This is a genomic window from Gemmata palustris (genome assembly GCF_017939745.1).
Taxonomy (GTDB): Bacteria; Planctomycetota; Planctomycetia; order Gemmatales; family Gemmataceae; genus Gemmata; species Gemmata palustris.
The window spans coordinates 6,073,919-6,088,322 of the sequence record NZ_JAGKQQ010000001.1 but is presented as its reverse complement, the minus strand read 5'-3'; the positions used below and the strand labels follow the sequence as shown (position 1 = coordinate 6,088,322).

12 protein-coding genes are annotated in these 14,404 nt (G+C 64.2%); 6 read left to right on the top strand and 6 right to left on the bottom strand.

All coding sequences use genetic code 11. The features are described from left to right. The first annotated feature begins 17 nt into the window (after positions 1 to 17). Positions 18 to 1,415: an alkaline phosphatase D family protein gene (locus J8F10_RS25300; RefSeq protein ID WP_210658695.1), complete on the top strand. Its 1,398-nt coding sequence runs from the start codon at positions 18 to 20 to the stop codon at positions 1,413 to 1,415. An 86-nt stretch (positions 1,416 to 1,501) separates the two neighbouring features. Here J8F10_RS25300 and J8F10_RS25295 read toward each other — a convergent pair whose 3' ends face one another. Together J8F10_RS25295 and J8F10_RS25290 are read right to left on the bottom strand one after the other, a co-directional pair. Beyond that, entirely contained in the window at positions 1,502 to 1,906 is a 405-nt protein-coding gene (locus J8F10_RS25295) for a hypothetical protein (protein WP_210658693.1), read from the bottom strand. Between the two features lie 90 nt (positions 1,907 to 1,996). Further along, positions 1,997 to 2,410: a response regulator gene (locus tag J8F10_RS25290; RefSeq protein ID WP_210658691.1), complete on the bottom strand. Its 414-nt coding sequence runs from the start codon at positions 2,408 to 2,410 to the stop codon at positions 1,997 to 1,999. Positions 2,411 to 2,620: 210 nt separating this feature from the next. Between J8F10_RS25290 and J8F10_RS25285 the strand changes: the two genes are divergently transcribed. Beyond that, complete coding sequence (locus tag J8F10_RS25285; protein ID WP_210658689.1) at positions 2,621 to 3,841, top strand: hypothetical protein; 1,221 nt, start codon at positions 2,621 to 2,623, stop codon at positions 3,839 to 3,841. A gap of 230 nt (positions 3,842 to 4,071) precedes the next feature. On the opposite strand, the gene J8F10_RS25280 is transcribed toward J8F10_RS25285, so the two are convergent. Beyond that, the gene (locus tag J8F10_RS25280) at positions 4,072 to 5,217 is read right to left on the bottom strand and encodes a hypothetical protein (protein ID WP_210658687.1); all 1,146 of its coding nucleotides are present in this window, start codon (positions 5,215 to 5,217) and stop codon (positions 4,072 to 4,074) included. Positions 5,218 to 5,465: 248 nt separating this feature from the next. On the opposite strand from J8F10_RS25280, the gene J8F10_RS25275 reads away from it, so the two are divergent. The 4 genes from J8F10_RS25275 (at position 5,466) to J8F10_RS25260 (ending at position 9,627) form a co-directional block, all read left to right on the top strand. Continuing rightward, positions 5,466 to 6,458, top strand: a complete 993-nt coding sequence (locus tag J8F10_RS25275) for a 2-hydroxyacid dehydrogenase (RefSeq protein WP_210658685.1) — start codon at positions 5,466 to 5,468, stop codon at positions 6,456 to 6,458. Positions 6,459 to 6,578: 120 nt separating this feature from the next. Further along, on the top strand, positions 6,579 to 7,892 hold the full coding sequence (locus tag J8F10_RS25270; RefSeq protein ID WP_210658684.1) for a serpin family protein: 1,314 nt from the start codon (positions 6,579 to 6,581) through the stop codon (positions 7,890 to 7,892). Positions 7,893 to 8,059: 167 nt separating this feature from the next. Further along, on the top strand, positions 8,060 to 8,722 hold the full coding sequence (locus J8F10_RS25265) for a hypothetical protein (protein WP_210658682.1): 663 nt from the start codon (positions 8,060 to 8,062) through the stop codon (positions 8,720 to 8,722). A gap of 41 nt (positions 8,723 to 8,763) precedes the next feature. Beyond that, positions 8,764 to 9,627 carry an enoyl-CoA hydratase-related protein gene (locus J8F10_RS25260; protein ID WP_210658679.1) on the top strand — a complete coding sequence of 288 codons (864 nt, stop codon included), beginning with the start codon at positions 8,764 to 8,766 and terminating at the stop codon, positions 9,625 to 9,627. A gap of 193 nt (positions 9,628 to 9,820) precedes the next feature. On the opposite strand, the gene J8F10_RS25255 is transcribed toward J8F10_RS25260, so the two are convergent. From J8F10_RS25255 to J8F10_RS39245, 3 genes are all read right to left on the bottom strand, one after another. Then, positions 9,821 to 12,220 carry a site-2 protease family protein gene (locus tag J8F10_RS25255; protein ID WP_210658677.1) on the bottom strand — a complete coding sequence of 800 codons (2,400 nt, stop codon included), beginning with the start codon at positions 12,218 to 12,220 and terminating at the stop codon, positions 9,821 to 9,823. Continuing rightward, the gene (locus J8F10_RS25250) at positions 12,181 to 13,386 is read right to left on the bottom strand and encodes a 1-deoxy-D-xylulose-5-phosphate reductoisomerase (protein ID WP_210658675.1); all 1,206 of its coding nucleotides are present in this window, start codon (positions 13,384 to 13,386) and stop codon (positions 12,181 to 12,183) included. Before J8F10_RS25250 ends, J8F10_RS25255 begins: the two co-directional genes overlap by 40 nt. A gap of 159 nt (positions 13,387 to 13,545) precedes the next feature. Further along, on the bottom strand, positions 13,546 to 14,190 hold the full coding sequence (locus J8F10_RS39245) for a hypothetical protein (protein WP_246523568.1): 645 nt from the start codon (positions 14,188 to 14,190) through the stop codon (positions 13,546 to 13,548). Positions 14,191 to 14,404 lie beyond the last annotated feature (214 nt).

Sequence of the window (14,404 nt, the reverse complement as noted above, 5' to 3'; positions counted from 1 at the left end):
AAACAGAGTCCCTCATCATGCGTTCCCGCATTCGTGTCGGCATCTTGTTCGTGTTGGCCACCGCGTTCGCGCCGGCCGCGCGCGCCGATGACCCGAAGCCCCTGACCAGGATCGCGTTCGGGTCGTGCGTCGATCAAGACAAGCCGGTGCCGATCTTCGACACGATCGCTGCGGCCAAGCCCGACTTGCTGTTGCTCCTGGGCGACAACATGTACGCGGACCTCGACAGGAAGCTGAAGGTCACGCCGGACGTCATCCGCGACAAGTACCAGCAAATGGCGAAGGTACCGGGGTTCATCAAGTTAAAAGCCGCGTGCCCGATGCTCGGGACGTGGGACGACCACGACTACGGCAAGAACGACGCGGGCGCCGAGTGGGAGCACAAGGACGCCGCTCAGAAAGAGTTTCACGACTTCTTCGACACCCCGAAAGACGATCCGCGGCGCGCACAGAAGGGCGTGTACCACGCGGAGATTTACGGCCCCGTCGGGAAGCGCGTGCAAGTAATTATGCTCGATACGCGGTACTTCCGCAGCCCACTGGCGAAAGGACCAGCCGACCCGAAAACGCGCATCGTGCCGTACCTACCCAACACCGACGCGGACGCAACCATGCTCGGTGCCGAGCAGTGGAAGTGGCTCGAAGCGCAACTGAAAAAGCCCGCCGAGGTGCGGTTGCTCGTGTCGAGCATTCAGGTGGTCACCGACGAACACCCGTTCGAGAAGTGGACGAACATTCCCAAAGAGCGCGAGAAGTTGTACGCACTGTTGAACAGCACCGGGGCCCGTGGCGTGCTGATCCTCAGCGGCGACCGGCACCACGCGGACGTCTCCGTCGATACGAAGTCGATCGGCTACCCGCTCTACGACATCACGAGCAGCGGATTCAATCAGGCGTCGAAGAACTGGCGCGTGCCGGAGAAGAACTCGTACCGCCTCGCGGGGATGCCCTTCGGAGACAACTTCGGATTCATTACCATCGACTGGACCAGTGACGATCCGCGCATCGGTGTGCAGATCCGCGACGAGGACGGCGACGCGACCTGCGGGTTCAAGGTGCGATTGAGTACGCTGAAGGGGAAAGCGCCGGCAAGCCCGGCGAAGGCGCCCGACGGCGTGCTAACTCCGGCGGACACGGCGAAAAAGATCGGCGAAACGGTGAAGGTGCAATTCGTAGTTCAGTCCGTTGGTGGGAAGACAAACTTGTACCTGAACTCGAACAAAGACTTTCGCGCGAAGGACAACTTCGCGGTGGTGCTCCCGATGAAAGTGCAAACCGGACCGTGGGCGAAGGCGGGGCCGGACACGTTCGTGGGCAAGACGATTCGCGCTACCGGCAAGATCGAAGTGAACAAATCCGATTCCGTGCAACTGGAGATCGCCGACGAGAAGGGCCTGGAGATCGTGAAGGAGTAGTCCATTCGTTGAGTAGATCGTCTATAAGCGCGAACGGCTCGCCCGAAGGCGAGCCGTTCGTCTGTATTCATCTGTCGCTGGTCGCGTTACTTGTCGAACTTGATTGTCTTCGCTCCCCCACCGACACCGTAGACTTTCACACCTTTGATGTCGGCTGGTGGGTTGTCCCACGTGTGGCTCGCTTTCACCTTTGAGACGACTTGCGTCACGATACCGGTCGGGCGTACCGCGGTCAGGTCGTACTCGTAGATGCCGTCCTTCGGCGCCTCCTTCATTACACGCGGTGTGAGCTTCGCGTCCTTCCACCCACCGGTCGGAACTTGACCGGTCGCGTTCACCGTCAGCTTCTTCTTGTCTTTGTCGAACTCGTAGTTCACATCAATGACCGTCTTCAGCGCCTCGCCCTTCGTTTCTTTCTTGTCGTCAGCAAAAGCGCTGAAGGCGAGCGTTGCGGCAATAACCACGAACGCGGTGCGAGCAAATCGCAGCATGGGACTTCCCCGGGTGAAGTGAATTCGGCCAATGTGCCGGATCAAAAGCATGATATACCGCGGTCTCGCGGTCGGGCGCCACGGTCCGGCTCATTCCCGTACCCGATCGCGCAACACGCGATCAACGAGCAACACGAACTGTTGCGGGTCAATCGGCTTCTGGAGGAAGTCGTAAGCTCCCAGGCGCATCGCCTCCACCGCTTCGCGCACCGACCCGTGACCGGTGATCACCACAACCGCGCACGAGAGTGCGCGGTCCTGGACTTCGCGTAGCACGCGCATCCCGCTGGCTTTTGGCATCCGCAAATCGGTGACAACGAGGGCGTAGGGGCGCTCGGTCAGCAACTCGAGCCCGCGCACGCCGTCCGCGGCCGTATCAACCTCCACGTGTAACGCTTCCTGGAGTAGTTCCTGAAGGGATTCGCGGCTGTCTTCGAGGTCTTCCACGATCAAGATTCGGCGCGACGCGGTGGCGGTGGAAGGGCATGTGCGTTCGGCGATCATCGCGCGCTCCGTGTCCGTTCTGGCGGCGCCTTCGTCCGGTATTTGCCTCCGGACGAGAGGTTTGATCCGAATAATTGCTGCACACGGCGCGCCGCTCGCGACATTGTGTGTTGGGTGGGGAGAGCGGGCGGATGCTCCAGCATTAGTGCAGTTCCAGACGCACCTCGCTTCTTCTGAAGAACGTGGAGCGACAGTGCCGATTATTCCGTTGTGGCAACCCTCACGACAACTCGGCTCGCCTACTGCGCGTTCCTCGCGCTCGCGGGGTGTCACGCGCCCAGCGCAGCGCCCGTCCGAACCGCGCCCGCCGGGGCTCAATTGCCCATTGTGCCTCGATCCGCGATCGAAGTTGATGTGTCCGAGGTACCGACTCACTCGGCTTCACCAATCACGCGCCCCGGCGAGTACCGCCAACTCACGGCCGCGGACTGTCAGCGCCTCGCCATCGCCAACGCCCCGTTCGCGGACGACCTCGATAGGCATTCCGAGAACGAGGCACCTTCGCACGCAAAGCTGATGAAGAAGGCCGCGAAGTTCGCGGAGGTGAGTTGTTTGGTTCGCGGGCACGCGGCCGACGAACTTCGTAATCGCGCCGCGGCCGAGGCGCTCGAAGATTTCTTCAAGTTGGCCGAAGCCGAGGGACAGTTCGATTTGCTCAGTGCCGCCGGAGCCGAACTCCGCACGCAGCTCGCGGATGCGGAGAAAGCCGAGAAAGCCGGTCTCAAGGACCGCGCGGACATGCCCGCGCTTCGGCGCAAACTGCTGGACATCGAAGCTCAACAGTCCAAACTCGAAGCGGGAGCTGGCGCGCTGAACGCGAGCCTTCGCACCCGGCTCGGGCTTGCGGCAAACGATCCGCTCCCGTTGTGGCCCTCCGATCCACTGAAAGTGAAGCCCGACGACGTGGATGCGTTCCCGGCGGTCGCGATCGGCCTGCACTACCGGCCGGACCTGAACGCGCTCCGCGTGCTCGCGGGTGGAGGGGGCGCGGGCGACATGACGAACGCGGTGCTCACCGGCATCAACCCGCTGCTCGCAAAGCTGAAGCCGGACAACCCGCTCGTGCTCCTGTTCTCGCCGTTCGCAAAAGAACCCGCGCGCCAGCGGGCCGCCATGAGCGCGCGCGTCGCGGGTGTGCTCGCTGCACGTGAGCGCCAAGCCGAAGCCGAGATTCGCGCGGCCGCGATCACGCTCCGCGGGCACCGGGCCGCTGTTGCCGCTCGTGCTCTTGATGTGCGCGCGGTCGAAGCACGAATCACAGAACTTCAAAAGACGCAGGCCGCCGGGGTGAATGTCGCTGCCGATCTCGTGACCGCGAAACTCGACCTGTTCAAAGCGAAAGGCGAGCTACTGTCGAGTGTCGTCGAATGGCACCAGACTGAAGTGAAGTTGCGCCAAGCGATGGGGTTGCTGGTGCGCGAACAGAATTGAGATCAACGTTCCCGTGTTGAAAGCTTGTGCCTTTGGTTTTGTGACACAGGCCTCTGGCCTGTGGAGGCGGCGCCCACACAGTCCAGAGGCCTGTGCCACAAAACTAAGACCACACGTATCAATTCAACAGAGCAATCAACGGGTGAAGAACAAGATCGCGAGGGGTGATTGACGTGCGTTGTCAACGCGCCCGTCAATCACCCCTCGCAACTCGACAATCTCAAATCTTATTACGGCTTGATGCTGGCACCGACGGCGTTGGCGTCGATCTTGTACTTCAGGGTCGTGGTGGTCAGTTCGGACTCCACGCGGCCGAGCTTGTCCTTCATTTGAACCTTCACTTCGCCGCTCATGCTCACCTCGCCGGTGCCGGCCATGAACGACAGTTCGGTGCAGGTACCCTCGACACCGAATCCGGCGAACCGCACCTTCCCGCGAGCGGTCACGGCCGACAGCCCCGCTGCGCCCTTCTCCGGCGACTTGATGTCCACCTTTTCGCACGCGACCTTCAGAACGAGATCGTCACCGTTCTTCACCTCGAACGTCGGCTCGCCCTCGCCCACGCGGAGCACGATGCGGTACTTCGTGGCCGCGGCCGGCGCGGTTTCTGGCTTGGTCACCGGGGCTTCGACCTTGGGGGTGTCGATCGGCAGCGCGGGCGGGGTGCCCGTTTTCGGCGGCTGGAGCGCATCATTGCCGCCGGAGGGAATCACGCTGCCCATCGGCGGAAGGGCCGGTGTGGTGCCGCCAGCGCCCACGACCGGCTTGCTCGGAGGCGCAAATTCCACCGGCGGTGCGGGCGGAACACTCCCCGGCAGCGGGGTCAGCTTGTCGGGCGCGGGCGGAAACAGGTCGCCCGTCGGCGCCGACGGGATGATCTTGGGCGCGTCGGGAACGGGGGCCGGCACCGGCAACTTCGGCGGGGTCGGGGCGCTCGCGGGCGGAGCGGGAATCTTCGCGTCGGTCAGCGCGGGGGGCGGCGGCAGTACGGGCGGGGCACTCGCCGGTATGACCACCAGATCGGGCACTTTCGCGGACTTCGGTGGTTCCGGCGACGGGGCCGGCGGGAAATCGGGGATCGGGGGCAGCCCACCGGTTGGTGCAACTGCGGGTGCCTTCCCGCTCGGTGAATCGGGCAGTTTGGGCAACTCGGGTGCGGACGGAGTGGACGGCCCGGGCAACGCGAGCGTCGGCGCTGCGGGCGCGGATGGCGCGCCGGCCGGCGGCAGCTTGGTCACGTCGGCGAACGCGATCGGTTCCTCGGGCTTGCGCCCCTTCGACTTGTCGAGTTTCGGGCACTGACTCGCGGCGGCGGCCAGCCCGCCGATCGACACGCCCAGAACGCCGGCCATCAGCTTCCAGCGGGACAACGACATGGTGAGTGCTCCTCTGCGCGGCGCGGCCACCAGGGGGACCGCGGGGTTCCGAACCCGCGGGGTCGCCGAGCGCCAGGTTGAATCGGGGGAACAAATAGCCGCGCATTCTTCCCGTGTCTGCGCCACTTTCCCAGACCGGGGATCGGCGACACCGGCTGCGCCGCTTCCCCCTCTCACCACAGGACATACACTCTACCCTGACCGCCCCCCTCCCGGTCGCCCGGCCCCGTCTTTACCTCACGATTTTCATGACCAAACCTAAAGTTTTTGTCGCTCGTCGCGTTCCCGAAGAAGGACTGAACGCGCTCCGCGCCGTGTGTGACGTGGACGTGTGGCCCGATCAACTCCCGCCCCCGGCCGACGAACTGCTCCGGCGCGTCAAAGACTGCGACGGTCTCGTGTCGCTCCTCACGGACCGCGTGGACGCGGCGCTGCTCGATGCCGCGCCACGGTTGAAGGTCGTGAGCAATTTCGCCGTGGGGTTTAACAACGTGGACGTGCCCGCGTGTACCGCGCGCGGCGTCTGCGTGGGTAACACGCCCGGTGCCCTCACGGATGCGACCGCCGACATCGCGGTCACGCTGCTACTGACCGCAGCGCGCCGGATCGGAGAAAGTGCGGCCGACGCGAAAGAGGGGCGCTGGCTCACGTGGGAGCCGCTCGGCTGGCTCGGTTCGGACCTCGCGGGGCGCACGCTCGGAATCGTCGGCATGGGGCGCATCGGGTTCGCGACCGCGAAGCGCTTGCACGGCGGGTGGGGCATGAAGGTGCTCTACACCGCGCGCGGGCCGAAGGCGGACGCCGATCACGCGCTCGGCGCGACGCGGGTCGAACTCGACGAACTGCTCGCGCGCAGCGACTTCGTTTCCGTCCACGCGGACCTGAACCCTTCAACGAAGGGGTTGTTCAGCGCGGCCCAGTTCAAAAAGATGAAGCGCACCGCAGTGTTCGTGAACACGTCGCGCGGACCGCTGGTCGATCAGTCCGCGCTCGCAGACGCGCTCCGAAGCGGAACGATCTTCGCCGCGGGACTGGACGTGACCGACCCCGAACCGCTGCCCACAGATCACGAACTGTACAAGCTGCCGAACTGCACCATCGTGCCGCACATCGCGAGTGCGACCATCGAAACGCGCAACGCGATGGCCCGCTTGTGTGCGAACAATCTGCTCGCAGGCGTGAGGGGGGAGCCGCTCCCGAACTGGGTGAATCCCGAGGTCGCGGAGAAGCGGCGGAAGTGACCGATTTCGGGCCGGTAACGGGTCTGTAACCGAAAAATCCGAGGGGCGCGCGGTCGCGTCGGACTGGTGTCAGCACCGGCGGTCACATGGGGCCGCCGGGCAACACCAGGAACCAATCCGATGCACCTTTCTCACTTCACCCGGCGGCGCTTTCTCGCCACCGCCAGTGCCCTCGCCGCAGGCAGCTTTCTCGGCTCGCGTGTGCGGGCCTGTCCGCACCTCGATGGTTCCGATTCTCTGCGGGAAGCGAAGGAACTCGCAGCGGGAATCAACGCCTTCGGGCACGAGTTGCACCGCCGACTCACGAAAGGCGATGCGAGCACGTTCTTCTCGCCGTTCAGTATCGAAGCCGCGCTCGGCATGACCAGTGTCGGCGCGAGGGGTGCAACGCTCGAAGAGATGCAGAAGACGCTGCACCTGTCGGCCGATCCGCACCCGGCGTTCGGTGCGCTAATCAATCACCTGAACCGCGCGACGCGCCCACTTCCGACGCGCGCGGACCAACCCGATTCGACCCCGCTCAAACTGGTCAAGCGCGGCTACGAACTCGTCACCGCGAACGCGATCTGGGCCATGAAAGGCTACCCGTGGCGCAAGGCGTTCATGGACCTCACCCGCAAGCACTACGGCTCGGGCGTGGTCGAGACCGATTTCGGTAAACCCAGAGAGGCTCGCGCGCAGATCAATTCGTGGGTGGAAACCGAAACGCGGAAGAAGATCCGAGACCTGATCCCAGACGGCGTCCTCTCCCCGCTCACGCGAATGGCGCTGACGAACGCCATCTATTTCAAAAGCGCTTGGCTGTACCCGTTCGAGAAGACGAGCACGAAGGACGCCCTGTTCACCCGTGCGGACGACACAAAGGTTGATGTGCCGCTGATGACCCAAACGGGCTCGTTCGAGTACGGTGAGTTCGATATCGGGCTCGCGCGCCGGCCGGACCCGGTACAAGTGCTGGAACTGCCGTACTCCGGCAACGAACTCTCGATGCTCGTCTTTTTGCCGAAGAACGCGAGTTCCGTCGATCGGCTCGTTCAGGCGCTCACGGGCAAGACGCTGACGAACGTCGCGATGAAGCCGCAGCAGGTGAACGTGTCACTTCCGCGGTTCAAGGTCGAAACCACGTATTCGCTGAAACCGGCGCTGATCGACCTCGGCATGAAGGCCGCGTTCGCCGATGCCGATTTCACCGGGATGCACACCAACAGCGAGCACCTGTTCATCACGCACGTCTTGCACAAGGCGTTCGTGGACGTGAACGAAGACGGGACCGAAGCCGCCGCCGCGACCGCGGTGGTCGTCGGGCGCGAGATCGTGAGCGCCAACCCGCAGCCGAAGGAGTTCCGGGCCGACCGGCCGTTCGTGTTCGCGATCCGCGACAACGCGACCAACACGACACTGTTCCTGGGCCGGTACTGCGGTCCCGTGAAGTGACCTATGAGCCCGCAGGAGAGCGAACGGGCGTCTCTCTTTGCGGGTCGTTACACGGGTGCCGGATGCGCGACCCCCTCGCTGGCGCGTTCGCTCACTTATCCTCAACTCCGGCACAAGTTCCGCAAAGCTCCCCGCTGATGTTTCATACGGTCAACTGGGAGTTACTCATGTTCGTTTGGCTCGCAGCACTGCTCACGTCCCTTCCGGCCGCGCCAGGAGCTGCTGCGCCGCGGTACTATTTCATCCTCTTCGGCGGGCAGTCGGTCCCGTTTCAGCCGCGGACCGCGCACACCTGGGCGACGTTCGTAAAGACCACACCGGGCGCCGACGGGAAACTCGCCATCGAGCACGTCACCATTAGTTGGCTCCCGGCGAAAGGGCCGGTGCAGCCGTTACGGGTACGGCCCGCCGCGGGGAAGAACTACACGTTGGAAGAGACGTTCGCCGCGGCCGCGAAGAACAACGCGCGCACGTCGATGTGGGGGCCGTTCGAGACGGACGCGCTGCGGTACGATCTCGCGGTTTCGCAGGCCCACGCGCTGACCAGCGGCGCGGTGCGGTTCCGTAGCGTCGATTCGTTTCGCGGCAACCGCAAGGTTCAGAACTGTGTTCACGCGGTGACCTACGCCGACCCGAACTTGCAGCACCTGTGCCAACCGGTGCTCCGCGTGGGCGAACCGGACACGAGCAAACTGGCCGCGAAGTACGTGAAGAGCGGCGCGTTTACCGGCACCCAAACGCACGACTGGCTCCTGCCCGCGTTGGGTTTGGACAAGCACCCGGTGGTGCGCCGCGAACCGGGCGAACACATCCCGCGCCAGTGGCGTTAGGCGGTACAATGCCCGCGTCGCCCGCCCGTCTCGGTGCCGCCATGTCAGAAGCGATCACGGTGTCCGTGCGCCCCGATTCCGTCGCGGTGCTCACGTTCGATCAGCCGGGCAGCAAAGCGAACGTGCTCACGCGCGAGTTGTGGGCCGAGTTCGGTAACGCACTCGCGGCCCTCGACCGCCGCACGGACGTGAAGGGATTGGTACTGGCAAGTGCGAAGCCGGGCATCTTCATCGCCGGCGCCGATCTGAAGCTCCTCGCGAACGCTCCCGGCCCGAACGATCCCGAAGTGCGGGCGTTCATCGAACTGGGCTTGCGCGTGCTCGAACAACTGGAAGCACTCCCGTTCCCGACGTGTGCGGTGATCGACGGCGCAGCGCTCGGCGGCGGTTTGGAGGTCGCGCTCGCGTGTGATTACCGCGTTTGCGGCACGAACTCGAAGGTGCAACTCGGCTTGCCGGAGGTGAAGTTGGGGCTAATTCCCGGCTGGGGAGGGACGCAGCGATTGCCGCGCGTTTTGGACATGAACCGTATGCATCACGCGAGCGACCTGCTTACGACTGGTAAGAACCTGAACTACCAAGAGGCGACTGCTTACCAACTGGCCGATGTCGTCGTTGAGTCTTCTATTTTGGTCGAACCAGCGGCCTACCACGTTCTTCGGATTGACCGAAAGGAGCGCCGAGCATGGAAACTCCAGCCACTTCCGAAGAACAATTGGAAGGCGTTTAAACCGAACCATAACGTCGCCGGTGCAGCAGCGGAAGCCGTTCGCGTGATGATCGAAGGGGCCGCGTTGCCGCTTTACGACGCGATTAAACTCGAAACCGAGGCGTTCATGCGCCTGGCCGGGTCGGACGAGTCGAAGCGCCTCATCGCGGAGTTCTTTGCGAGTCGCAAGAAGTAGGGTGGGTCAAGGCTTTGCGCAGGCCCACCATCCCCCAGGGTATCGCGAGCGCGAAGGGAATCAGCGCTCCCAAGCCCCGGCTACTCGGCATGCCAAAGACGGGCTGGTGGGCCTGCGCAAAGCCTTGACCCACCCTACAGGATCGGAACAGGCCCAGGCATTCTTGCCTGGGCTTCAAGACAAACAATTGTCGTTAGAACCAGCCGAAGAATAGTCGGCGCACGTCGAGGAAGATGACGAACACCATCAGCGACAGAATCAGGAACAGGCCGGTGTACATCGCGATCGCGAACATGCGCTCCGGCACGGGCCGGCCGAGGACTTTTTCGAGTATCAGGAACACCATGTGTCCGCCGTCCAGCACCGGGATCGGCAGGAAGTTCACCACGGCGAGGTTCACCGAGATCATGCCGAGGAACAACAGGAATTGCCAGAAGTCCTCGCCCGCGAACCGGTAGGACACGGTCGCGATCGTCAGCGGTCCGCTCATCGTCTTCACGCTCACGCGCCCGAACGCCATCGCGTACAGGTTCATGTACACGACCTTGATGAACCGCCCCGTGCGCCGGGCGCCCAATTCGATCGCGTCGCCCACGTCGGCCGCTTTTTGGATCTGATTTTCGGCCTGGAACAACAGTCCGCGATCTTCGGTCGGGAACTCGGTGTTCGGGCGCCCCTGGAGCGTGACCGTGAACGTTTCGGTCTCGCTGCGCTTCACCTTCAGGTCGATCTCGAACGGCGGGCTGCCCTGGAACGCGGAGTCTACCGCCGCCCACTGGTGGGCCTGGAGGTCGTCCTTCCACTCGCCCGAGCGCGGTTTCCCGTCGGGGCCTTGTGCCTTGAATCGCACCCCGATAATGGTGTCGTTCGGTCGGAGCGTTTTCTCCTCACCGCCGGCGTCTACAGGCGGGTCGTCCAACCCGATGAACCGGCGGGCGCGGTAGTACAGGCCGGTCGGGGGATCGCCGGCCGTCGTCTTGGCTTTGGCGGCCGGGCCGTCCGAGACGACGTCGTCCACGATCGGTTCGACCCAGTAGGCCAGCCCCAGCCCGCTGATCGGCAACGGGCTGTTCGGGAGCACTTGCGTTTCGCGATCGAACCGGAACGACGGGTCGAAGTCCACTTTCAGCCGGACCTGCTCGTCGGTCGGGTGGGCCTCGCGCGACACGACCAGTTCCACCGACAGCGGGCCGGCCTTACCCGCGGCCCACTGGTTCAACTGGTGCGGCAACAGCAGCGGGTCGAGAGGGCGGGCGTCCACGCCTTTCTGGTTCGGAGTCTCGAATTCTTTCTTGCCCCAATCCAACCCGTTGACGTACCAGACGCGCTTGCCCTTCTCGTCGGGCGGCAGCATGACTGCCTTGATGCGGTCGCCGCGCTTCGGCTGAGCGCCTTCGGTGTGGGCGATCACGCCGGCTTTTTCGGCGTTGCCGTCGGCCCGTAGTGCGACGATTTCGCCCATGCGCATCCGCATCCCGAGGTCGTACCGGTACGACGGCTTCACCATGATAGCGACCGGTTGCGCGCCTTCCGGAGCGTCGGCCCGCACCGCGTGGAAGGTTACGTCCTTGCCCGCGAGCAGTACCATTCGGCGGTGGTAGTCGGTGTACGTCGCGACCGGCGTTACGGCCGCGGGGTTCGCGGCGTCGCTCATTGCGACGATGCGGTCGCCGGGCAGGAACTTCGGATCGGCTTCCGCGGCCGGGGTGCCGAGAATCACTGGCTTGAGTTCCGAGCGCTTCGGCGCGGTCATGAGCACCACGCGGTACGGCGGCGAGATGCCCAGTTGCGGGAACCGCTGCCCCTCTTCCCGGAGCGGCGAGACGAACTTGCCGCCCGACGCGGCCCCGTTCCGCTCCCACTCGATGGGCACCAACTCGTCCTTTTGGCTGCTCATCACGATCGGGCGGATGTCGTCGAAGTACGGGGTGCCGCGGGTGCCGATTTTGGTGATGTGGTCGTCGGTGCGCATCCCGGCGCGCCACGCGGCCCCGCCGCTCTCGACGGTGTTCACCGTGCCCGGCTTCTCCTGAACGCCGTGCAGGTACGCGGCGACGAAGCACGCCATCCCGAGGATGATGTTCATCACCACGCCCGCGGAGATGATGAGCATCCGCTGGCCCACGCTCTTCTTGCGGAAGCTCCGCGGGTCGTCCTCGGCCTCCTCGTTGTCGCCGCCGTCGCCCTCGCCCACCATCTGCACGAACCCGCCCAGCGGGATGATGCCGATCTTGTACGTGGTCTCGCCCCACTTGTATTGGCAGAACGGGACCGCCGGGCCGAACCCGATGCTGAACATGTTGACGTGAACGTCGCACCACTTCGCCGCGAGGAAGTGCCCGAGTTCGTGAATGAAGATAATGAACCCCAGCCCGAGCACCACCTTGAGGGTGTCGATCGGGTCGAGGTACGCGCACACGAGCGCAATCACGACGGCGGTGGTGACCAACGAGAACGCGTTCTCGCGCACCCACGACTTGACCGCGGACACCTCACCGCTGTGGTCCGGTTCACCGGCGGGCGCGGGGGTTCCCGGCGGGCCGCCCGGCGGGTTCACGGGGACGGAGCTACCGGCGTTCGGGTTCGGGTCCAACGGGCTACCTCCTGCCGCGCCCACGCATCGAGGGTTTTGAGCCGCTCGAGCGTGGGGCGGGTTTCATAGTCGTGCGAAGAGAGCACCGCCCGGCAGCACCGGGCGATGTCGAGGAAAGCGAACTCACCATTCAGGAACCGACCGACCGCGGCCTCGTTCGCTGCGTTGAGCACGGCGCCGCAGGTTCCACCGCTCCGGGCCACTTCAAACCCCAACTCCAGCGCGGCGAACGTCTCCCGGTCGGGCTGCTCGAAGTGCAGCGCCGTGAGCTTCTGCCAGTCGAGGCGCTTGGCCGGACCGCCGACGCGCTCCGGGTGCAGGAGCGCGAGCTGGATCGGCAACCGCATATCGGGCGGGGAGAGTTGGGCGAGAACCGAGCCGTCCGCGAACTCGACGAACGAGTGGACGATCGATTCCGGGTGAACGATCACGTCGATCTGCTCCGCGGCCAGCCCGAACAGCCAGCGCGCCTCAATGACTTCGAGCGCCTTGTTCATCAGTGTCGCGGAGTCGATCGTGATCTTCGGCCCCATTTGCCAAGTGGGGTGCTTGAGTGCCTGGGCCGGGGTAACGGCTTCGAGGTCCGCAGCGCGCTTGCCGCGGAACGGCCCGCCGCTGGCGGTGAGCACGACCCGCGTTACATCGGCCGGAGTGTGCCCGGTGAGCGCCTGAAAGATCGCCGAGTGTTCGCTATCGACCGGGAGCAGTTTCGCGCCGCGCTCGGCGGCGAGTTCGGTCACGAGCGGCCCCGCAACGACGAGCGTTTCCTTGTTCGCGAGCGCGACCGTCTTCCCGGCTTCGAGCGCGGCCCACGTTCCCGCGAGCCCCGCGGCCCCAACTACTGCCGAGACAACGATATCCGTTCCCGCATCGGTCACGAGCCGGGCGACCGCGTCCTCGCCGCACAGCAGCTCGGTTTCCTTCGGAAAAAGCGTCCGGTCGGCTTGTTTGAACGCGACCGGATCACACAGCACCGCGAACCGCGGCTTGAATTCCCGGCACTGAGCGGCGAGTTGTTCCCATTTGGAATGTGCGGCAAGGCCCGCAATATCGAGCCGGTCGGGGAGGTGTCTCACCACATCGAGCGTACTGGTACCGATGGACCCGGTGGACCCGAGTAGCGCGACCCGCCGCGGGCGTTGGGCGGTAAATGTGGGGGACGGCATCGCGCGCACCGGTGGACCGCGGGTTGGAACCCGCAAGTGATACCGGGCATTGTACGACCGAGCCGAAGAAAGCAGCAAGGTGGGCGCGAGCGGAGTATTCGGTGCGACCCGCAGGTCCGTTTTTGGCCCGGCGCGAACGAAATCGCTCCAAGTTCGCTGTTACTCCTTCCCGAGTACATGGTCTACTACCCAACACCCGCGCACGTGTAGGCCGGCCCCACGGCAGTGGTTGAGGATGTCGGAGTTGTCGCACCCGGCGTCTTGGAGCGCATCGGCGAGAATCGGCATCCGGTCGAATGCGCTCAGTTCATAAATGCCTTTCGCGAGTGAGAGAACATCTGATGTGCGCCACTCTTGTTCGAAGATGACGGGGCGAAAGGGATTGCCAACGATCTCGCGCAGGATCGCTGCCTGCGCCGCGCGCTCCGCCGGATATGTCGGGTGGCGACGACGGAATAGCGAGGTCGCGCTCACTTCTGCAGCGCGCTGGACAACTGGCCCGATGTCGAGTTGGTGCGGTTCCGCCAGTAGTTCCAAATACATTTGCTCACTTGGGTTACTTCGCATCGACCAAATCACGGCTGATGTGATGTGCGGTTCTGGATCAACAAAATCCCCGTCAGCTCGCGATTCCGCTAAATTCAGTATTCGTGCACGTTGGGAATCGGAGATACCAGTTGTTTCTGCCATGCGCTCCAGGCACGCAACAGCGAAGAGAAGGAGTTTGCGATAACGCTTAGGACCGCGGACCAAGCCCAACATGATTTCCGGGTCGTCGCATGCCGACCACTCTATTTCAGTCATTGTTTAGCCCTCGAAGCCGTTCCCAGCATGACTGATTTAGCGCGTGCAGCAAAGGGGCACTTTGCGACAACCGCGCACTTTCGGGTTCCGTTCGGGCACGATTAGTGGCACAATACCCTTGCCTACCAACGAGCAAGTTTCTTCCACCACCCGCCAATTGATATCCCGAACGTCCGTGCTCCCGCGTTGATCGTGGTCGCCCCTCCCGGTTGTT

Bases quoted from the DNA above. Each gene is read 5' to 3' on its own strand.
- J8F10_RS25275 (WP_210658685.1), top strand. From the start codon at position 5,466: ATGACCAAACCTAAAGTTTTTGTCGCTCGTCGCGTTCCCGAAGAAGGA.
- J8F10_RS25250 (WP_210658675.1), bottom strand. From the start codon at position 13,386: ATGCCGTCCCCCACATTTACCGCCCAACGCCCGCGGCGGGTCGCGCTA.
- J8F10_RS39245 (WP_246523568.1), bottom strand. From the start codon at position 14,190: ATGACTGAAATAGAGTGGTCGGCATGCGACGACCCGGAAATCATGTTG.
- J8F10_RS25270 (WP_210658684.1), top strand. From the start codon at position 6,579: ATGCACCTTTCTCACTTCACCCGGCGGCGCTTTCTCGCCACCGCCAGT.
- J8F10_RS25265 (WP_210658682.1), top strand. From the start codon at position 8,060: ATGTTCGTTTGGCTCGCAGCACTGCTCACGTCCCTTCCGGCCGCGCCA.
- J8F10_RS25290 (WP_210658691.1), bottom strand. From the start codon at position 2,410: ATGATCGCCGAACGCACATGCCCTTCCACCGCCACCGCGTCGCGCCGA.
- J8F10_RS25300 (WP_210658695.1), top strand. From the start codon at position 18: ATGCGTTCCCGCATTCGTGTCGGCATCTTGTTCGTGTTGGCCACCGCG.
- J8F10_RS25295 (WP_210658693.1), bottom strand. From the start codon at position 1,906: ATGCTGCGATTTGCTCGCACCGCGTTCGTGGTTATTGCCGCAACGCTC.
- J8F10_RS25280 (WP_210658687.1), bottom strand. From the start codon at position 5,217: ATGTCGTTGTCCCGCTGGAAGCTGATGGCCGGCGTTCTGGGCGTGTCG.
- J8F10_RS25260 (WP_210658679.1), top strand. From the start codon at position 8,764: ATGTCAGAAGCGATCACGGTGTCCGTGCGCCCCGATTCCGTCGCGGTG.